Origin of the sequence: Pseudoduganella namucuonensis (assembly GCF_900116645.1) — a bacterium.
Classification (GTDB): Bacteria; Pseudomonadota; Gammaproteobacteria; order Burkholderiales; family Burkholderiaceae_D; genus Rugamonas; species Rugamonas namucuonensis.
In genome coordinates this window covers 1-19,035 of sequence record NZ_FPBO01000009.1, presented here as the reverse complement: position 1 = coordinate 19,035, position 19,035 = coordinate 1, and the positions used below count along the sequence as shown (strand labels likewise).

At 66.9% G+C, this 19,035-nt stretch carries 21 protein-coding genes and 1 pseudogene; 9 read left to right on the top strand and 13 right to left on the bottom strand.

Translation table 11 applies throughout. The annotated features are described in order from the left end of the window. Window positions 1–69: 69 nt before the first annotated feature. The 4 genes from BM436_RS11620 (at window position 70) to BM436_RS11605 (ending at window position 4,378) form a co-directional block, all read left to right on the top strand. Window positions 70–330 (top strand): antitoxin of toxin-antitoxin stability system, encoded by a 261-nt coding sequence (locus BM436_RS11620; protein ID WP_443094102.1) that lies wholly within the window; start codon window positions 70–72, stop codon window positions 328–330. After that, window positions 327–614, top strand: coding sequence for a type II toxin-antitoxin system RelE/ParE family toxin (locus BM436_RS11615; protein WP_093555689.1), 288 nt, complete (start codon window positions 327–329; stop codon window positions 612–614). Before BM436_RS11620 ends, BM436_RS11615 begins: the two co-directional genes overlap by 4 nt. 126 nt (window positions 615–740) lie before the next feature. Then, window positions 741–3,440, top strand: a complete 2,700-nt coding sequence (gene mutS, locus BM436_RS11610; protein WP_093555688.1) for a DNA mismatch repair protein MutS — start codon at window positions 741–743, stop codon at window positions 3,438–3,440. Then, entirely contained in the window at window positions 3,437–4,378 is a 942-nt protein-coding gene (locus BM436_RS11605) for a hypothetical protein (protein WP_093555687.1), read from the top strand. Before mutS ends, BM436_RS11605 begins: the two co-directional genes overlap by 4 nt. 46 nt (window positions 4,379–4,424) lie before the next feature. On the opposite strand, the gene BM436_RS11600 is transcribed toward BM436_RS11605, so the two are convergent. Continuing rightward, window positions 4,425–4,964 (bottom strand): FKBP-type peptidyl-prolyl cis-trans isomerase, encoded by a 540-nt coding sequence (locus BM436_RS11600; protein ID WP_093555686.1) that lies wholly within the window; start codon window positions 4,962–4,964, stop codon window positions 4,425–4,427. Between the two features lie 80 nt (window positions 4,965–5,044). On the opposite strand from BM436_RS11600, the gene BM436_RS11595 reads away from it, so the two are divergent. The 3 genes from BM436_RS11595 to BM436_RS11585 all read left to right on the top strand — a co-directional run bounded on the left by BM436_RS11595 (window position 5,045) and on the right by BM436_RS11585 (window position 7,225). Then, window positions 5,045–6,166: a ribosomal protein uL16 3-hydroxylase gene (locus BM436_RS11595; protein ID WP_093555685.1), complete on the top strand. Its 1,122-nt coding sequence runs from the start codon at window positions 5,045–5,047 to the stop codon at window positions 6,164–6,166. Between the two features lie 9 nt (window positions 6,167–6,175). Then, window positions 6,176–6,667 carry a DUF7931 domain-containing protein gene (locus tag BM436_RS11590; protein WP_093555684.1) on the top strand — a complete coding sequence of 164 codons (492 nt, stop codon included), beginning with the start codon at window positions 6,176–6,178 and terminating at the stop codon, window positions 6,665–6,667. A gap of 291 nt (window positions 6,668–6,958) precedes the next feature. Beyond that, the gene (locus BM436_RS11585) at window positions 6,959–7,225 is read left to right on the top strand and encodes a hypothetical protein (RefSeq protein ID WP_093555683.1); all 267 of its coding nucleotides are present in this window, start codon (window positions 6,959–6,961) and stop codon (window positions 7,223–7,225) included. A 132-nt stretch (window positions 7,226–7,357) separates the two neighbouring features. Here BM436_RS11585 and bamC read toward each other — a convergent pair whose 3' ends face one another. The 9 genes from bamC to BM436_RS11540 all read right to left on the bottom strand — a co-directional run bounded on the left by bamC (window position 7,358) and on the right by BM436_RS11540 (window position 15,462). After that, window positions 7,358–8,509, bottom strand: a complete 1,152-nt coding sequence (bamC, locus tag BM436_RS11580; RefSeq protein ID WP_229490035.1) for an NlpB/DapX family lipoprotein — start codon at window positions 8,507–8,509, stop codon at window positions 7,358–7,360. 58 nt (window positions 8,510–8,567) lie between these two features. Further along, window positions 8,568–9,446: a 4-hydroxy-tetrahydrodipicolinate synthase gene (gene dapA, locus BM436_RS11575; protein WP_093555681.1), complete on the bottom strand. Its 879-nt coding sequence runs from the start codon at window positions 9,444–9,446 to the stop codon at window positions 8,568–8,570. A gap of 102 nt (window positions 9,447–9,548) precedes the next feature. Next, complete coding sequence (locus tag BM436_RS11570; protein ID WP_093555680.1) at window positions 9,549–10,109, bottom strand: class I SAM-dependent methyltransferase; 561 nt, start codon at window positions 10,107–10,109, stop codon at window positions 9,549–9,551. 14 nt (window positions 10,110–10,123) lie between these two features. Further along, on the bottom strand, window positions 10,124–11,326 hold the full coding sequence (locus BM436_RS11565; protein WP_093555679.1) for a tryptophan--tRNA ligase: 1,203 nt from the start codon (window positions 11,324–11,326) through the stop codon (window positions 10,124–10,126). A gap of 5 nt (window positions 11,327–11,331) precedes the next feature. Further along, complete coding sequence (locus BM436_RS11560) at window positions 11,332–12,003, bottom strand: site-2 protease family protein (RefSeq protein ID WP_093555678.1); 672 nt, start codon at window positions 12,001–12,003, stop codon at window positions 11,332–11,334. A 65-nt stretch (window positions 12,004–12,068) separates the two neighbouring features. Continuing rightward, entirely contained in the window at window positions 12,069–12,692 is a 624-nt protein-coding gene (locus BM436_RS11555; protein ID WP_093555677.1) for an L-threonylcarbamoyladenylate synthase, read from the bottom strand. Between the two features lie 16 nt (window positions 12,693–12,708). Next, the gene (gene htpX / locus BM436_RS11550) at window positions 12,709–13,590 is read right to left on the bottom strand and encodes a protease HtpX (protein WP_093555676.1); all 882 of its coding nucleotides are present in this window, start codon (window positions 13,588–13,590) and stop codon (window positions 12,709–12,711) included. Window positions 13,591–13,655: 65 nt separating this feature from the next. Then, entirely contained in the window at window positions 13,656–14,489 is an 834-nt protein-coding gene (locus BM436_RS11545) for a 3',5'-nucleoside bisphosphate phosphatase (RefSeq protein WP_093555675.1), read from the bottom strand. Window positions 14,490–14,583: 94 nt separating this feature from the next. Next, window positions 14,584–15,462, bottom strand: a complete 879-nt coding sequence (locus tag BM436_RS11540) for an alpha/beta fold hydrolase (RefSeq protein ID WP_177307140.1) — start codon at window positions 15,460–15,462, stop codon at window positions 14,584–14,586. A 218-nt stretch (window positions 15,463–15,680) separates the two neighbouring features. On the opposite strand from BM436_RS11540, the gene BM436_RS11535 reads away from it, so the two are divergent. Both BM436_RS11535 and hslO read left to right on the top strand, forming a co-directional pair. Beyond that, window positions 15,681–16,205 carry a gamma carbonic anhydrase family protein gene (locus BM436_RS11535; protein WP_093555674.1) on the top strand — a complete coding sequence of 175 codons (525 nt, stop codon included), beginning with the start codon at window positions 15,681–15,683 and terminating at the stop codon, window positions 16,203–16,205. A 3-nt stretch (window positions 16,206–16,208) separates the two neighbouring features. After that, the gene (gene hslO / locus BM436_RS11530) at window positions 16,209–17,174 is read left to right on the top strand and encodes an Hsp33 family molecular chaperone HslO (RefSeq protein WP_093555673.1); all 966 of its coding nucleotides are present in this window, start codon (window positions 16,209–16,211) and stop codon (window positions 17,172–17,174) included. 47 nt (window positions 17,175–17,221) lie between these two features. Here hslO and BM436_RS11525 read toward each other — a convergent pair whose 3' ends face one another. From BM436_RS11525 to eno, 3 genes and pseudogenes are all read right to left on the bottom strand, one after another. Next, window positions 17,222–18,163: a ChuX/HutX family heme-like substrate-binding protein gene (locus BM436_RS11525; protein ID WP_177307138.1), complete on the bottom strand. Its 942-nt coding sequence runs from the start codon at window positions 18,161–18,163 to the stop codon at window positions 17,222–17,224. Between the two features lie 100 nt (window positions 18,164–18,263). Beyond that, entirely contained in the window at window positions 18,264–18,581 is a 318-nt protein-coding gene (gene ftsB / locus BM436_RS11520; protein WP_093555671.1) for a cell division protein FtsB, read from the bottom strand. A gap of 52 nt (window positions 18,582–18,633) precedes the next feature. Then, window positions 18,634–19,035 (bottom strand): annotated as a pseudogene (gene eno, locus BM436_RS11515) (phosphopyruvate hydratase); the annotation flags it as partial.

Here is a 19,035-nt window from a genome sequence, read left to right as displayed (position 1 = left end):
ACAAGGTATATACTTTAACCATACCTGCCACGTTGCGAGCCACAGATGTCGAAGGAAGCTATTTTCACCATGAAACTCGAAGCCGAATTGCGGGAAGCCTTCATGGCCGAAGCTGCGGCCACGCATCGGCCGGCGTCGCAGATCGTTCGCGAAATGATGCGCGAATTCATCCAGCGGCAGCGCGAGGCGCGTGAGTATGACGCGTTCCTGCAGACCAAGGTGGATGCCGCGCGGGCGTCCCTCGACGCCGGACTCGGACGTGCCAATGACGAGGTCGAGGCACGGTTCGCGGCGCGCCGCGCGGAGCTGCTGCGATCAGGTAAAAAATGAAAATCGTATGGTCGCCCGAGGCCGAGCAGGACCGGGGCGATATCATGGAATACATTGCGGAGGACAATCCAGTGGCGGCGGCCAGAATGGATGATTTGTTCGCAAGGGCCGCAGCGAAACTTTCCGATTTCCCCTATCTCGGCCATGCAGGCAAGGTTCCGGGCACACGAGAACTGATCCCGCACGAGAGCTACCGGCTGGTCTACGAAGTGTATGGTGAATCCGTTCGCGTGCTGGCCCTCGTGAATGTCGCCCGGCAGTGGCCGCCCGCCCCAGACCGCTAATTTATGGCATCAAGCCATTGCCCCGCGAAGATGTATTCGGCGCGATCTTGCGAAAGCGGTAAAATGTCGGCCTTATCCGCGCCGCCGTGCGCCGCCGCTCCAGTCCGCTTTATCGACACGTATCCAATGACCACCGTCCCTACCGAAATCAACGCCGCCGCCGTCAAGAACGGCCCGACCGAAAAGGTCACCCCGATGATGCAACAGTATCTGCGCATCAAGGCCGAGCATCCGACGATGCTGGTGTTCTACCGCATGGGCGACTTCTACGAGCTGTTCCATGAGGACGCGGAGAAGGCCTCGCGCATCCTCGGCATCACGCTGACGGCGCGCGGCTCGGCCAACGGCCAGCCGATCAAGATGGCGGGCGTGCCCTTCCACTCGCTGGAGGGCTACCTGGCCAAGCTGGTCAAGATCGGCGAGTCCTGCGCGATCTGCGAACAGATCGGCGATCCGGCCACCAGCAAGGGGCCGGTCGAACGCAAGGTGATGCGCGTGGTCACGCCGGGCACCCTGACCGATTCGGACCTGCTGCCGGAGAAGGCCGAGCGTCCGCTGCTGGCCATGTGCATGATCAGCCAGCGCAAGGTGGTGACGGCGGGCCTGGCTTGGCTGTCGCTGGCGAGCGGCTCGCTGCGCCTGATGGAGTTCTCGGGCGACAGCCGCACCGTGTCGACCCGCCTGCAGCAGGAGCTGGAGCGCATCGCGCCGGCCGAGATGCTGCGCGGCGACAACGCGGAGCTGTTCGAGGACGCCCCGCCCTGCCACGTGAACCGCGTGCCGGACTGGCACTTCGACGTGGTGAGCGGCCACAAGGCGCTGCTGGACCAGCTGGGCGTGGCGACGCTGACCGGCTTCGGCGCGGACGGCCTGGGCGCGGCCTTCGGCGCGGCCGGCGCGCTGCTGCGCTACGCGCAGTCGACCCAGGGCCGCGGCCTGCAGCACGTGCGCAACCTGTCGACGGAAACGGAATCGGAATTCATCGGCCTGGACGCGGCCACGCGCCGCAACCTGGAACTGACGGAGACCATCCGCGGCCAGGAGTCGCCCACCCTGTTCTCGCTGCTGGACCACTGCCGCACGGCGATGGGGTCGCGCCTGCTGCGCCACTGGCTGCACCACGCCAGGCGCGAACAGAACGTGGCGCGCTCGCGCCACCAGGCCATCGCCGCGCTGGCGCAGGCCGACGCCACCGGCGCGCTGTCGCACACGCTGGCGCAGGTGCCGGACATCGAACGCATCACCACGCGCATCGCGCTGCTGTCGGCGCGTCCGCGCGACCTGGCCAGCCTGCGCGACGGCCTGAAACAGCTGCCCATGCTGCGCCACTCCATGCTGCGCAGCATAGGCCAGGACACGGAATCCCTGTTGGCCGCCATCCACGGCGCGCTGGCCACGCCGGACGCCTGCCTGGACCTGCTGCAGCGCGCGGTGATGGAGGAGCCGGCGACCATGGTGCGCGACGGCGGCGTGATCGCGCGCGGCTTCGACCCGGAGCTCGACGAGCTGCGCGGCCTGTCGGAGAACGCGGGCCAGTACCTGGTGGACCTGGAGACGCGCGAGCGCGCCCGCACCGGCATCGCCAACCTGCGCGTGGAGTACAACCGCGTGCACGGCTTCTACATCGAGGTGACCAACGGCCAGGCCGACAAGGTGCCGGACGATTACCGCCGCCGCCAGACCCTGAAGAACTGCGAGCGCTACATCACGCCGGAGCTGAAGGCCTTCGAGGACAAGGCGCTGTCGGCGCAGGACCGCGCGCTGGCGCGCGAGAAGATCCTGTACGACCAGCTGCTGGCGGACCTGGCGCCCTTCATCGGCGCGCTGCAGACCATCGCGCAGGGACTGGCGCAGCTGGACACGCTGACCGCGCTGACCGACCACGCGCTGCGCCACAACTGGTGCGCGCCGCAACTGGTGGCAGAGCCCTGCGTCAACATCGTCGAGGGCCGCCATCCGGTGGTGGAGGGACAGATCGAGCGCTTCATCGCCAACGACTGCCGCTTCGTCAACGACCGCCGCCTGCTGTTGATCACCGGGCCGAACATGGGCGGTAAATCGACCTTCATGCGCCAGGTGGCGCTGATCACGCTGCTGGCCTACGTGGGCAGCTACGTGCCGGCCGCCAGCGCGGTGATCGGCCCGATCGACCGCGTGTTCACCCGCATCGGCGCGACCGACGACCTGGCCGGCGGCCGCTCGACCTTCATGGTGGAGATGACGGAGGCGGCCGCCATCCTGAACGGCGCCACCGAGCACTCGCTGGTGCTGATGGATGAAATCGGCCGCGGCACCTCGACCTTCGACGGCCTGGCGCTGGCCTGGGCCATCGCGCGCCACCTGATCGACACCAGCCGCAGCTTCACGCTGTTCGCCACCCACTATTTCGAACTGACGCAGCTGCCGGAAAGCCATCCAACCGCCGCCAACGTGCACCTGTCGGCCGTGGAGCACAAGGACAGCATCGTGTTCCTGCACGCGGTGCAGAGCGGCCCCGCGTCGCAGAGCTACGGCCTGCAGGTGGCTCAATTGGCGGGCGTGCCCGGCACGGTGATCAAGGCCGCCCGCAAGCACCTGGCGCGCCTGGAGGCGCAGGCGCTGGACGCGACGCCGCAGTTGGACCTGTTCGCCGCGCCGGCGGTGGACGCGAACGACGAGGAGGCGCCGCGGCATGACGCGCACGCCGCGCCGGCCGCCGAGGAAAGCCCGGCCATGCGCGCCCTGCTCGACGCGCTGGACGGACTCGATCCGGACGCGCTGACGCCGCGCGAGGCGCTGGAGCGCCTGTACCAGCTGAAACGCCTCGCGGAGCCGGCGCTGGCATGATGCGCCGCACGGTGCTGCTGCTGACGGCGGCGCTGGCCCTGGCGCCGGCGTGCGCCGCCGACAAGGGCGGCAGGGGGCCCAAGGGTTTCCAGTTCGGCGTGATCGGCCATCCGTTCAAGGCGGGCTCCGACGAGGGCCTGCTCAAGCGCGCCATCGCGGAGGTGAACCAGGAAAAGCCGGTGTTCATCGTCGCCACCGGCATCAAGGCCGAGGGCGAGCCTTGCAGCGACAGGCTGTACGCGCGGCGCAGGGAAATACTGGACGATTCTCCGCGGCCGCTGGTGGTCTCCCCGGCCGGCAGCGACTGGAGCGAATGCCGCAATTCGCTGGCCCGCTCGAACGCGGTCGAGCGCCTGAACCGCATCCGCGAGGTCTTCTATCCGGACAACCAGTCGCTGGGCGCGCGCCGCGTCGAGCTCACGCGCTTGTCCGCCACGGCGAAATTCCGCGCCTACGCCGAGAACGCCTACTGGGAACACGGCGGCGTGCTGTTCGCCACGCTGAACCTCCCCGCCGACAACAACCGCTACCTGCAGGCGGCGGGACGCAACGGCGAGTACGAGGACCGGCTGGTCGCCAACCGCGCCTGGCTGCACCGCCTGTTCGCCATGGCGCAGCGGCGGGCCCTGGCCGGCGTGGTGCTGTTCTCGGACGGCGACATCGGCGCGCACACGGAGGACGGTTTCTCGCTGCTGGACGGATTCTCGGCGAAGAAGGACGGCTTCGCCCCGGTGCGCAAGCAGGTGCGCGCGCTGGCGGAGAAGTTCAAGGGCAAGGTGTTGCTGGTCGACAGCCAGGGGGATGCGAAGACCGCGCCCGCCATCGCCTGGAAGGGCAACCTGGGCCACCTGGGCCTGGGGATGGAATGGGAAGTGGTGAGGGTGGAGCCGGGCGGCGCGCAGCTGTTCGCCTTGAAGGACGACGGCGCGGCGCCTTGAACGCCGCCGTTCACGCTCGCGCGGGAACGGCGGTATATCGGTTTGCTTAGTGGATCGGGTGCGAGCGGAACTCGTCGCCCTCGTCGCCCTCGTCGTCGCCATGGTGGTGGCCGTGGGCGCCGTGCACGTGCTCGTGGGCGATTTCCTCGTCGGTGGCGGCGCGCACGTCCACCACTTTCAGTTCGAAGCGCAGGGCCATGCCGGCCAGCGGGTGGTTGCCGTCCAGGACCACCTTGTCGTCGGCGATTTCGGTCACGGTGAAGATCATGGCCTCCTCCTCGCCGTCGTCGCCGTCCGGCATGCCTTCGAACTGCATGCCCACTTCCAGCGGCTCGGGCAGGCGGTTGCGCGGCTCGACCTTCACCAGGGCCGCGTCGTAGTCGCCGAAGGCGTCCTCAGGCTCGATCTGGATGGTGGACTCGTAGCCCGTTTCCTTGCCGTCCAATTCTTCTTCGATTTTCGGCAGCGTGTTTTCGTAACCGCCGTGCAGGTAGACCATAGGTTGGCGACCGTCTTCGATCAGGTTGTTCTGTGCGTCGGACAGTTTGTAGTTCACGGTCACGACGGTGTTCTTGGCGATCTTCATTATGGCTTCCTTTCTTGTTTAAGCTGGCAGATTATACCCTCTCACGGAATGCGGCAACGGAGCGCCAGTTATAATGGGGTATGAAAAAACTACCTCTCCTGGGCGACATCACGCCCGCGCAATTCCTGCGCGATTACTGGCACAAGAAACCATTATTGATACGGCAAGCCATCCCCGGCTTCAAGCCGCTGCTGCCCTTCGAGAAGCTGGCCGAGCTGGCGAAACAGAATTACGTGGAGTCCCGCCTGGTCACGCTGACCGACGGCGGCTGGGACATGCAATACGGCCCGCTGGCCGAACTGCCGCCGCGCGCGCAGCAAGCCTGGACCCTGCTGGTGCAGGGCGTGAACCTGCAGGACGCGCGCGCCGACGCGCTGCTGCGCCAGTTCCGCTTCGTGCCGGACGCCCGCCTGGACGACCTGATGGTGAGCTTCGCCACCGACGGCGGCGGCGTCGGCCCGCACTTCGATTCCTACGACGTGTTCCTGCTGCAGGCGCAGGGCCAGCGCCGCTGGCGCATCAGCGCGCAGAAGGACCTGAGTTTGGTCGAGGGCCTGCCGCTCAAGATCCTGAGCAATTTCGAGGCCGACGAGGAGTTCGTGCTGGAGCCGGGCGACATGCTGTACCTGCCGCCGCACTACGCGCACGACGGCGTCGCCATCGGCGACTGCCAGACCTATTCGATCGGCTTCCGCTCGCCGTCCTACCAGGAGCTGGGCGAGAACTTCCTGCAGTTCATGGCCGATTCGATCGACCTGCCGGGCCGCTACGCCGATCCGGCGCTGGAGGCGACCGCCAAGCCGGCCGAGATCCCGCGCCACATGCTGGACACCATCGCCGAGGAATTGAACAAGGTGCGCTTCACGGAGGACGACATCACCATCTTCCTGGGCGAGTACCTGTCCGAACCCAAACACAACGTTTTCTTCACCGGCCCGGCGAAGCCGCTCACTTTAGAGCGTTTCCTCCAGTCGGCGACGAAAAAAGGCGTGGCGCTGTCGCGCAAGACGCAGATGCTGTACCGCGGCGGCCATATCTTCATCAACGGCGAGTCCTTCGCCATCGGCCGCGCCGACCGGGCCGCGCTGGTGGCGCTGGCCAACCAGCGCATGCTGGACGGCGCGGCCGTGGCCGGCGCGTCCGACGACGTGGTCGACGCGCTGTACGCCTGGTACACGGACGGCTGGCTGGAATTCGCGTAAGGAGCGATCATGGAACCGGACACCACGGAAAAGCAGACGCGGCCCTTCGACACGCGGGCGGCGTTCCAGGAGCAGTTGCGCGACTGCTTCTCCAGGGCGCGGCACACGCTGCAGGTGTTCGATCCCGACTTCGCCACCTGGGAGCTGGGCAGCTCCCGGGTGGACGCGCTGCTGCGCGCCTTCCTGGCGCGGCACGGCAGGCTGGAGCTGGTGGCCCACTCCAACGCGGAACTGGAGCGCAACGCGCCGCGCTTCCTGCGCCTGTTGAAGGACTACACCCATCTGATCGAGTGCCGGCTGACGCCCCCCAATCTGCGGCTGCTGACCGATTCCTTCTGCGTCGCCGACCGCCGCCATTTGGTGCGCCGTTTCCACGCCGACCACATGCGCGGCGTCGCGGTGTACGGCTCGGAAGCCGAAACACAGGACAACTGCGAGCGATTCGCCGCGATCTGGGCCGAAACGATACCGGGACTGCACGCGGGAACTACTGGACTCTAAGTGTTATCGTTGTAGAATGCTGCTGTTCGACGATGCCGGTGTTCGGCGCGGATGCTAGCAAATGGCTGTAGAAGCAATTATTGCGCTAACGCAAAATATTGTGAAAACGGCTTGATTCGCTATTGCGACGCACCAAAAATCGCTATAATATTGGGTTAGGAAGTTTTTGTTGTCTGTCAGGCACCCTGTGGTACGAAAGACCTGCGAAGACGCCCTAATGAGCGATAATTACCGGTAATTATTCATCGCAACATTTGTGTTTATTATTTGTGAACTAATTAAGGAAAACCCATGAAAAAATCCCTGCTGATCGCCTCCCTGCTGGCCGTTGCTCTGGCTGCTTGCTCCAAAAAAGAAGAAGCTCCTGCCGCTCCAGTAGCCACCCCTGAAGTTGCTGCTCCTGCACCAGCAGCCGCTCCTGCCGCCGCTCCAGCCGCTGACGCTGCTGCTGCCGCCGCTTCCGCCGCCACCGACGCTGCCGCTGCCGCTTCGGCCGCCGCTTCGGCTGCTTCCGCTGCCGCTTCGGCTGCTTCCGCTGCCGCCGCTCCAGCGAAGTAATCAGTCGGTTGGAATTAAAAAAACCGGCCGCGGCCGGTTTTTTTACGCCTGTAGCCCAAGCAGGTGTTAAATAAAAAACCGGCCGAAGCCGGTTTTTTTAACATTGGCGCCGAATCGGCGCCGAACACGCGATTATTTCAGCTGTTCGTGCAGCAACGTCAGGATCTTTTCGCCGGTGGCCGAGGTTTCCGGCTTGCCGTCGTTGCCCATCACGGCGACCTTGCTGGTGGCGCCCTCGCCCGCCTTCACCGAAATGCGGTAGCGCTGTGCTTCCTTGTCCTTCTCCGACGAACCCCAGCTGAACAGCTTGGAGAAGAAGCCCTTCGTGATGCCGGCGTCCTGGTCCACGTAGCGGACGAAGTAAACGCCCTGGGTGCGGTCGCGGTCCTCCACGGTGAAGCCGGCGCGGTCCAGCGCCAGGCCGACGCGGCGCCAGGTGCGGTCGAAGCCCTCGTCGGTTTCCACGATGCGCTCGGCGCCGGCGCCCTTGATGGAGGCGTGCTGCGGCTGCACGATGGCGTTGTCCACCGCCGTGCGCGCCTGGGCCTCGTCCTGGCTGCCGCCCAGCTTGGTCATCAGCTTGGCCAGGAACAGCGCCTCCAGGTTGGGGTCGTTCGGACGCGCGGTCCACGCCGTGCTTTCCTTCTGGGCGCCGGTGATCACTTCCTGCGCGCCGCGGTGGCTGATGTAGATCTCGGTGGAGCCGTCCGGCAGGCGCTCCAGGCGGGTGCGGTACTTGTCGCGCTCGCCGCTGCCGTACAGGCCGTCGAACACCTTGCCGATCGTGCTGCGGATGAAGTCCTGCGGGATCTTGGCGCGGTTCTCGTTCCATTCCGTTTCCAGGATGCCCGCCGCCGGCGCGTCCAGCGCCAGCGTGAAGCCCGACTCTTCCCAGAAGCTCTTCAGCTGCGGCCACAGCTTTTCAGGCGTCTGCTTGACCAGCAGCCAGCGCTGGTTGCCCGCGCGCTCGACCTTCACGCCGCCCGCGCCGGTGGCGGCCACCGCGTTGGCGCCCGCCGACGGGGCCGCCACGGCGGCGGCGCCGGTCGCACCGGCGCGCTGGGCGTTGTAGCCGGAGGCGGTCGCCACGCCGAGCTTGCTGTCCGGCAGCGAATAGCGGTTATCTTTCTGCAATTGCGTCAAATCCGGCGGAACGTCCAGGGTGCTGGCCTTCTTTGCCGATTTATAGTCCACCTTGTCGGTGCCGATCACCGAGCCGATCATGCCGCAGCCGGTCAGGCTGACGGTCAGTGCGGCGAGTGCCAGGCCGCGCTGCGGGGTCATGGATGCTGTCTTGCGAATAGTCATGTTTTACTGGAAAGGAAGTTCCGCCGGGCGGGACTTAGTTGATCAGGCCGGCTTCGCGCAGCGCGCCGCGCACGGTCTCATGGTACTCGGCAGCCAGCGGCACCAGCGGCAGGCGTATGCCGGCAGGCATCATGCCCATTTCGGTCAGCGCCCATTTCACCGGCAGCGGGTTCGGCTCGACGAACAGCTTCAGGTGCAGCGGGAAGACCTTGTTGTTGATTTCCACGGCCTTGGCGACGTCGCCCTCCATGGCGGCCTTGCACAGCTCGTGCATGGCGCGCGGCGCGACGTTGGCGGTCACCGAGATGTTGCCCTTGCCGCCGGCCAGCATCAGGGCCATCGCGGTGGGGTCGTCGCCGGAATAGACGGCGAACGATTTCGGCGCCAGGCGCAGCAGGTCCAGGCCGCGGCCGATGTTGCCGGTCGCGTCCTTCACGCCGATGATGTTCTTCACTTCCGCCAGGCGCAGGATGGTCTCGTTGCTCATGTCGGCCACGGTGCGGCCCGGCACGTTGTACAGGATCACCGGCAGGTCCACCGCCTCGGCGATGGCCTTGAAGTGCTGGTACATGCCTTCCTGGGTCGGACGGTTGTAGTAGGGCACGACCTGCAGCGTGGCGTCGGCGCCCGCGTCCTTGGCGTAGCGGGTCAGCTTGATCGCCTCGGCGGTCGAGTTGCCGCCGGCGCCGGCGATGATGGGGATGCGGCCCTTGGTGTGGTCCACTGCGGCCTTGATCAGGGCGCAATGCTCTTCAACGGTGACGGTGGCCGATTCGCCCGTGGTGCCGACGATCACGATCGCGTCGGTGCCCTCGGCGATGTGCCAGTCGATCAGCTTGTTCAAACCCGGATAGTCCAGACTGCCGTCTGCGTGCATCGGGGTGACAATTGCTACTATGCTGCCCTTAATCATAGGAAATCAAAACAGTAAGATAAAACAACGATTGTAGACGATAGCCCGCCGGAGTGGTGCGTCGCGGCGCGCGTATCCCATATATTCACAGATATTCACGGATTAAAATGACGGCAACAGCGCCGCCACGCGCGGGAACTCCGGCTTGACCGCGCACACGCGCTGCACCAGCGCCGGTTTCGGACCGTCCACCCGTCCATCCTCGAAGGCCACCACGCGCAGCCCGTGCTGCGCGGCCCACGCCAGCAGTTCGCCCGGCGCCAGCAGGAAGGCCGGGTTCGACGGTTTGCCGAACTGGCCGTTGCCTTCGGAGAAAGTTTCATAAATCAAGACGCCATTGGGCGCCAGACTGCCCAGCATAGCCGCAATCAGGGGCCGGTGCAGGTAATTCGTGACCACGATGCCGGCGAAGCGCTGCTCGCCGAAGGGCCAGACGGCGTCGTCCGCCTCGAGGTCGATCTGGGAGGTGACGATGTCCGGGCCGGCCGCCTCCAGCAGGGAATCGGAGTTGTGGTCCACCGCCACCACGGCGTGGCCCAGCGCGGCCAGGTGGCGCGAGTGGCGGCCCCGGCCGCAGGCCAGGTCCAGCACCTCGCCGCTGGGGATCAGGGGCGCGAAACGCCGCACCCAGGGGGAAATCGACTCCAGTTGATGATCGCTCATATGTACGCTCGTGTTCATGAATAGCTGAGTCCCATGGCTTCGCGCACGTCGCGCATGGTTTCCTGGGCCAGTTTGCGGGCCGCGTCGTTGCCATCGGCGACGATGGCGCGCACCAGCGACGGGTCGTCCAGGTAAGGCTGGGCCCGCTCATGCATGGGCTCCTGCTCCTTGATGATGGCGTCGATGACGGGCTGCTTGCATTCGATGCAGCCGATGCCGGCCGACTGGCAACCCTTGACCGCCCATTCCTGGGTGGCGTTGTCCGAATACACCTGGTGGAACTGCCAGACCGGGCAGCGCGCAGGATCGCCGGCGTCGGTGCGGCGCACGCGGGCCGGATCGGTCGGCATGGTGCGGATCTTCCTGGTCACCGCCGCCGGGTCCTCGCGCAGCGCGATCGCGTTGCCGTAGCTCTTGGACATCTTGCGCCCGTCCAGGCCGGGCAGCTTGGACGAGGCCGTCAGCTTGGCCTGCGGCTCCACCAGGATCAGCTTGCGGCTACCCTCCAGGTAGCCGAACAGGCGTTCGCGGTCTATCATCGACAGGCTGTGGGCGTCGTCCAGCATGGCCTTGGCCTGCTCCAGCGCCTCGTCGTCGCCGTCGCGCTGGAACTGGGTGCGCAGCTCGGTGTACAGCTTGGCGCGCTTGCTGCCCAGCCGTTTCACCGCGTCCTGCGCCTTCTCCTCGAAACCCTTCTCTTTGCCGTACAAATGATTGAAACGGCGCGCTATCTCGCGCATCATCTCGATGTGCGGCACCTGGTCCTCGCCCACCGGCACCTGGGTCGCGCGATAGATCAGCACGTCGGCCGCCTGCAGCAGCGGATAGCCGAGGAAGCCGTACGTTGCGAGATCCTTGTTGGCCAGGTTCTCGATCTGGTCCTTGTAGGTGGGCACCCGCTCCAGCCAGCCCAGCGGCGTGGCCATGGATAGCAGCAGATGCAGCTCGGCGTGCTCCGGCACGCGCGACTGGACGAACAGCGTGGCCTGCGACGGGTCGATGCCGGCGGCCAGCCAGTCCACCAGCATGTCCCAGGTGCTGCGCTCGATCACGGACGGGTCGTCGTAATGCGTGGTCAGCGCGTGCCAGTCGGCCACGAAGAACAGGCAGGGCTGCTCGGCCTGCATTTTGACCCAGTTGGTCAGGGCGCCATGGTAGTGGCCAAGGTGCATGGCGCCCGTGGGACGCATACCGGATACGACACGGTCGGGATACATGGCGGTCAGTTCAAGAGTATGTTAAGCGGCAGCACCAGGGTGGCGAACAGCGACACCATCATGTTGACCAGATTGCCCAGCAGCGCACTGAGGATGCCGGTGTACATCAGGATGATGAGGCCGATGAACACGAAGGGACCGTACTGCTCGATGCGGGCGAACGGGCGCGCCAGGTCGTTGGGCAGCATGGCGGTGACGATGCGGCCGCCGTCCAGCGGCGGCACCGGCAGCAGGTTGAACACGCACATCACGGCGTTGGTCAGGATGCCGGCCTTGGCCATGCCCAGCAGGAAGGGCTCCCTCACCTCCATCGCGTGCAACAGCACGAACACGGCGGTCCAGGCCAGCCCCATGAGGAAGTTGGCGGCCGGACCGGCCGCGGCCACGAAGCCCATCTGTTTTTTGGGATTGCGCAGCCGGCTGTAGTCCACCGGCACCGGCTTGGCGTAGCCGAACGGCATCCCGATGCTCCAGTACAGCATCAGCGGCAGGATGATGGTGCCGAACAGGTCGATGTGGTGGATGGGGTTGACGCTCAGGCGGCCCTGCTGGGAAGCGGTGGGGTCGCCGAAGTAGCGGGCCACATAGCCGTGCGCGGCCTCGTGCAGGGAGATGGCGAATAGGACGGGGATCGCGTACACCGCGACGGTCTGCACTGTTTGGCTGAAATCGTTCATAGGTAAAATTCTACCAGACCGGCGAAACCGGCCCGGCGGGAGGGTGGATGGGGGGATGGGCGGGCTTACAGGCCCAGCACGGCGGGATCGCCGCGGCCCTGGCGCACCAGTTCCGGCTCGGCGCCGCTGAGGTCGACCACGGTGGTCGGCTCGAAGCTGCAGGCGCCGCCGTCGACGATCAGGTCGACCTGCTTTTCCAGGCGCTCGCGGATGGCGTCCGGGTCGGTGAGCGGCTCGTCGTCGCCCGGCATGATCAAGGTCGTACCCAGCAGCGGCTGCTGCAACTCGGCCAGCAGCGCCTCGACGATGGCGTTCTCCGGCACGCGCAGGCCGATGGTCTTGCGCGACGGGTGGCTGAGCCGGCGCGGCACGCAGCGCGTGGCCTCCAGGATGAAGGTGAACGGTCCCGGCGTGGCCGCCTTCAGCAGGCGGAACTGCTTGTTGTCCACGCGCGCGTAGACGCCGATTTCGCTCAGGTCGCGGCACAGCAGGGTCAAATGGTGCTTCTCGTCGATGCCGCGGATGCGGCGCAGGCGCTCGACCGCCGCCTTGTCGTCCAGGTGGCACACCAGCGCGTAGCAGGAATCGGTGGGCAGGGCGACGATGCCGCCGCCGTGGATGATCTGCGCCGCCTGCTTGATCAGCCGCGCCTGCGGGTTGACGGGATGGACCTGGAAGTATTGACTCATATGAAGGTGGGGACGCTTAGCGCGAAAGTTGCTGCAGGGCCGCGATGCGTTCTTCCATCGGCGGGTGGGTGGAGAACAGGGCCGACCAGCCGCCGCCGCCGGTGATGCCGGAGGCCGTCAGGTTCTGCGGCAGCGCCCCCGGCTCCAGGCCGCCGAGGCGGGCCAGCGCGTGCTGCATCGGCACGCTGCTGCCCAGCAGCTGGGCGGAGCCGGCGTCGGCGCGGAATTCGCGCTGGCGCGAGAACCAGGCCACGATCAGCGAGGCCAGCAGGCCGAACACGATCTCGCAGACCACGACGGTGACCATGTAGCCGATGCCGCCGCCGTTGCTCCGTTCGGAATCGCGGCCGCGCAGCATGTTGTCGACGAAGAAGCCGACCACGCGCGCCAGGAACACGACAAAGGTGTTCACCACGCCCTGGATCAGGGTCATGGTCACCATGTCGCCGTTGGCGATGTGGGCCACCTCGTGGCCGAGCACGGCCTCGACCTCGTCGCGGTTCATCGACTGCAGCAGGCCGGTGGACACGGCCACCAGCGCGGAATCCTTGAAGGCGCCGGTGGCGAAGGCGTTGGGCTCGCCGTCGTACACGGCCACCTCGGGATTGCCGATGCCGGCGCGCTGCGCCAGCCCGTGCACGGTGGCCACCAGCCACTGCTCGGTGGCGTTGGCCGGCGCGTCGATCACGCGCGCGCCGGTGCTCCACTTGGCCATGGGCTTGCTTATCAACAGCGAAATGATGGAGCCGGTGAAGCCGACCACCAGCGAAAACGCCAGCAGGTTGCCGAGCTGCAGGCCGCCCGAGCCGGGCCGGCCGATGCCCAGCACCGACAACACGATGGACAGCACCACCATGACGGCGAGGTTGGTGGCGATAAATAGGACGATGCGTTTCATAGGGCTACCTCCGGTTTTTCCGCGTCATAGATAAGGCCCGCCGGCTGGAAATGCAAGAGCCGGATTCAGAACCAGTCATGCCACACGGGGATGACGTCGCCCGGCAGCGGCGGCAGCAGCCCGAAATCGACGCGGGCCTCGCCCGGGGCGTGGAAGTCGGTGCCGCGCGAGGCGAGGAAGCCGTAGCGCTTGGCCAGCCGCGCGTATTCGGGATACTGGTCCGGCGTGTGGCTGCCGGTGACGACCTCGATCGCCGTGCCGCCCAGTTGCTTGAACTCGTCGAACAGCGCACCCTCGGCCGTGGGGCTGAACTTGTAGCGGCCCGGATGGGCGATCACGGCGATGCCGCCGGCGCCCTTGATCCATTGCACCGCCTCGGCCAGCGTCGCCCAGCGGTGCTCCACGTAGCCGGGCTTGCCCTCGGACAGATAGCGTTTGAACACGTCCGAGATGCTGCGGCAGATGCCCAGTTCGACGATGTAGCGGGCGAAGTGGGTGCGCGACATCAGGTCCGGGTTGCCCACGTACTTGAGCGCGCCCTCGTAGGCGTCCGGCACGCCGGCGGCGGCCAGCTGGGCGGAGATGTCGCGGCCGCGCTGGTCGCGCCCGGCGCGGGTGGCGCCCAGGCCACGCACCAGGTCCGGGTTGTGCTCGTCGATCTGCAGGCCGACGATGTGCACCGTCTCCTTGGCCCAGGTGATCGAGATTTCGACGCCGGTGACGAAGCGCATGCCGTGCTCGGCCGCCGCCACGCGCGCGGCGGCGATGCCGCCCACCTCGTCATGGTCGGTCAGCGCCCAGACGTCCACGCCGCCGTCGCGCGCGATCCCGGCCACCTTGGCCGGGGGCAGCACGCCGTCGGAGACATTGGAATGGCAATGCAGGTCTACTTTCAGCATACGCAAGGTTCAATAGTATTGAGGCAACGAAGCCTCCATTGTACGCTGCGCCGCGCCATCATGGCGCGGCGGCGGCCGGGGCGGTGTCAGCCTCTCAGGTCAGGAACTCCTCCAGCATGCGCGCCAGTTCCTCCGGCTGGTCGTGGTGCAGCATGTGGCCGGCGTTGTCCATCATCTTCGCCGTCACATTGGCCAGGTGGCCCAGGCGGCGGTCGATTTCCACGCGCGCCTCCTCCTTCGGCCCCATCCACAGCCACATATTGGTGTGGGTGGCCTCCACCCACAGCACCGGGGCCGTGATCGCGCGCCAGCAGGCCATCACCTCCTCCACGTGGTAGAGCAGCGGGCTGATGCGCTTGTGCGCCGGGTCGCCCAGGATGGCCCACTCGCCCCGCTCGTTGCGCGCCGACCAGTGCTGCGCCAGGAAGGCGGCGCGCGCGTCGGTCAGGCGCGGATTGGTCTTTTGCAGGCGCGCGGCCACGTCGTCCAGCGTGGGGTAGCCGCGCATCTCCTGCGGCACCAGCAATTCGTCCATCCACTTCGCGTAGCGCCGGGGCGCCTGGTCCGGCGTGGTGCTGGGCATGCCGAAGCCCTCCAGGTTGACCAGGCGGCGGATGCGCGCCGGACGCGCTCCCGCGTACAGGCCCACCACGTTGCCGCCCATGCTGTGGCCCAGCAGGTTGACCGGCTCGTCCGGCTGGTAATGGCGCAGGATGGCGTCCAGGTCGCCGAGGTAGTCGACGAACCAGTAGGTGTCCACCGGTGGGCGCGCGGTCAGGCCGAAGCCGCGCCAGTCCGGGGCGATCACGTGCCAGTCGCCGCGCAGGCTGTCGACCACGAACTGGAACGAGGCCGACACGTCCATCCAGCCGTGCACCATGAAAATCTTGGGCGCGCCCTCCCTGCCCCAGTGGCGCACGTGGGTGCGCACGCCGCGCACGTCGATGAATTCGGATCGGGAAGGTGTGTGCATGATGCAGCCTTGAAAGTGGCGCCCGGGGCGCAATATACGGACATTGAAACGAGCATTGATACGGCCATCGATACCGGCCTCGATGGCTGGAAACATGATTTTAGCACGGTCGTTCGAAATGGATTTCCAGCGCCGTGCCCAGCCATTTTGCCGGGTTTTCGCGGGCTCGGCGTAAAATAGCGCCATTCCGCAACCCCGCCAACCTCACAAGGCTTCCCATGACTATCTACCAGCTGGGCGAACACGCGCCCGAGATCGATGCATCCGCCTTCGTCGCCGACAACGCCACGCTGATCGGCAAGGTCACGCTAGAACCGAACGCCTCGGTGTGGTTCGGCGCCACCCTGCGCGGCGACAACGAACGCATCACCATCGGCGAGAACAGCAATGTGCAGGAGGGCACGGTGATGCACACCGACATGGGCTACCCGTTGACCGTGGGCAAGAACGTCACCATCGGCCACCAGGCCATGTTGCACGGCTGCACCATCGGCGACGGCGCGCTGATCGGCATCCAGGCCGTGATCCTGAACGGCGCCCGCATCGGCAAGGGCTGCCTGGTGGGCGCGGGCGCGCTGGTCACCGAGGGCAAGGAATTCCCGGACAACCAGTTGATCATCGGCTCGCCGGCCAAGGCCGTGCGCACGCTGACGCCGGAGGACGCCGAGCGCCTGCTGGCCAGCGCCGCCAACTACGCGCAGCGCGGCCAGCAGTACAAGTCGCAACTCAAGAAAATAGGATAAACCATGAGCAACACCCCAGAACTGGCCGGCGGCCAGGACATCCTGCAGAAATTCATCTTCGACAACGCCTCCGTGCGCGGCGAGCTGATCGACATCTCGGCGACCTGGCGCGAGGTGCAGGCGCGCCACGACTACCCGGCGCCGGTCAAGCGCGTGCTGGGCGAAATGGTGGCCGCCGCCGCCCTGCTGTCGGCCAACGTGAAGTTCAACGGCTCCATCATCATGCAAATCCACGGCGACGGCCCGGTGCGCCTGCTGGTGGTCGAGTGCGACGCCGACCTGCGCCTGCGCGCCACGGCCAAGCTGAACCTGGACATGGCCATCCCCGACGACGCCGGCCTGACCACGCTGCTGAACGCGCACGGCAAGGGCCGCTTCATCATCACGCTGGACCCGGCGGAGAAGGTGCCGGGCCAGCGGCCCTACCAGGGCATCGTGCCGCTGGACGGCGACGACGTGGCGACCGTGATCGAGCACTACATGCTGCGCTCCGAGCAGCTCGACACCCGTTTGTGGCTGGCGGCGGACGACAAGGTGTCGCGCGGCCTGCTGCTGCAAAAACTGCCCCACCACGGCGGCAAGGCCGAGGCGACCCCGCTGTCGGCCGACGACGCGCTGGAAACCTGGAACCGCGCCGTGATGCTGGGCTCGACCCTGAAACAGGCGGAAATCCTGTCCACCACCATCGACGTGCTGCTGCAGCGCCTGTTCTGGGAAGAGACCATCCGGGTGTTCGACCCCGTGTATCCGACCTTCCATTGCAGCTGCACGCGCGAGAAGGTCGGCAACATGCTGAAGATGCTGGGCCAGCAGGAAGTGGAAGGCGTGCTGGACGAGCAAGGCACGGTCGCCATCAACTGCGATTTCTGCGGCCAGCACTACGAGTACGACAAGGTGGACTGTGCCCAGCTGTTCGCCACCAGCCACCCGGCCGAGGCGCTGCTGCCGGCCAGCGGGGCCAAGCACTAGCCGGCGCCGCCGGATCGCCCTTGGCGCATCCGGCGTGGCCCCGGTTCTCAGCCCGGCGGCAGTTTGCGCACCAGCGCGGTCCATTCCGGCGCCTGGGCGCCGTTGCGCGCGCGCGGCGCGGTGACGGTGATCGCGGGATCGCCGTCGCGGTCGAAGAACCGCACCGTGCTCACGCCCGCGCGCTCCAGCAGTTGGCCGCCCTGGATGGCGTCCGCTTTCAGCTGCACGCCGGCGTCCGGACCCTGCGCGCCGCACGCCGCGGCGCTGGAAAACGCTCCGCGATAAGTCTGCTCGACCGCGCCGTTGCCCAGCGTGACGACGACGGCGATTCTTTGTCTCCCGACCTCCTCCAGCAGTTGGCAGGCCGCCGCCGGCGCCAAGCGGCGCGCCGGCGCCTCCGGCTGCCGCGCGGTCTCGGCCTCTGGGGCCGCCGGGTCGGAAGCTGCCTGCCGCGGCGGCTGCGCCGCGCTGGGGCCCGCCGCGCGGAAATCGGCCACCAGTTTGTCGAACAGGGGCACGACCACTTCGTTCCTCAGTGACAGCTGGAACACGGCGCGGCCGGCCTCGTCGAAGAATTGCAGGCCGCGCGTTGGGCGTCCATCGGCGCCGGGGCGCTCGACGGCATAGGCCTGGCGCCAGGCGGCGAAGTTGAAACGCAGGTCGATGTCGCCGCCGACGTAGCCGCCGGCGAAATCGCGCCCGCGCTCGTCCCGCGGGGCGGCGCCGTCGTCCTGTTCCACGCGGCTGGCGACGCCGGTGCGCTCCAAGCGGCCGGCGGCGTTGACGGTCGCCACGGTCACCCGGCCGAAGTCCAGCGCGCGGCGCATGATGTCGCGCGCGGCGTCGCCGCCGGTGTTCAGCGGCGTGGCGGACACGCCGGGCGCGCCCGCCAGCGCCTCGGCGTCGGACGGCTGCAGCGCGCTGGCGGGCGGCGCGGCCAGCATCAGGGCGCCGGCCAGCGCCAGCGCACAAGGTTCACGGACTAACATTTGCGACCTCCGGGAAAACGGCCGCCCAGGCGGGCTCTGCCCCATTGGGGGCCTCGGCGTCCCCGCCAGGCCCCAAATGGGGCAGAGCCCGCTTGACGGATCAGGGTTTGGTGGGCGACGGCGTGGCGGCCTGCGGCTGGGTCTGGCCCTTGCCGAGGATTTGCACGTAGATTTCGTTCTGTTTGATCATGCTCAGCTCGTAGCGGGCGCGTTCCTCGACGGCGCCGGTGCCGTCCTTCAGGTCGCGCACTTCGGAATCGAGCTTGGCGTTGCGGCTTTGCAGTTCGGCGTTCTTGCGCTGCGCGGCCTCCACCTGGGCTTCCAGGTCGGCGACGCGCAGCCAGCCGCCCTTCCCCAGCCAGAGGGGGTACTGGATCAGCAGCAGCAGCGCTGCGAGTGCGAGGGTAATCAGGCGCATGGGAACTGAAAAACGGCCGGGACAGCCCGGCCGTTGTTTGCTTGTCGCTGTGTTACTTCAGGTTGTAGAACGCGTCGCGGCCGGGGTAGGAAGCGATGTCGCCCAGGTCTTCCTCGATGCGCAGCAGCTGGTTGTACTTGGCCATGCGGTCCGAACGGGACATGGAACCGGTCTTGATCTGCAGCGCGTTGGTGCCCACGGCGATGTCGGCGATGGTCGAATCCTCCGTTTCGCCCGAGCGGTGCGAGATCACGGCGGTGTAGCCGGCGCGCTTGGCCATCTCGATGGCGGCGAAGGTCTCGGTCAGGGTGCCGATCTGGTTGATCTTGATCAGGATCGAGTTGGCGATGCCCTTCTGGATGCCTTCCTTCAGGATCTTGGTGTTGGTGACGAACAGGTCGTCGCCCACCAGCTGCACCTTCTTGCCCAGCGCCTCGGTCAGGATCGCCCAGCC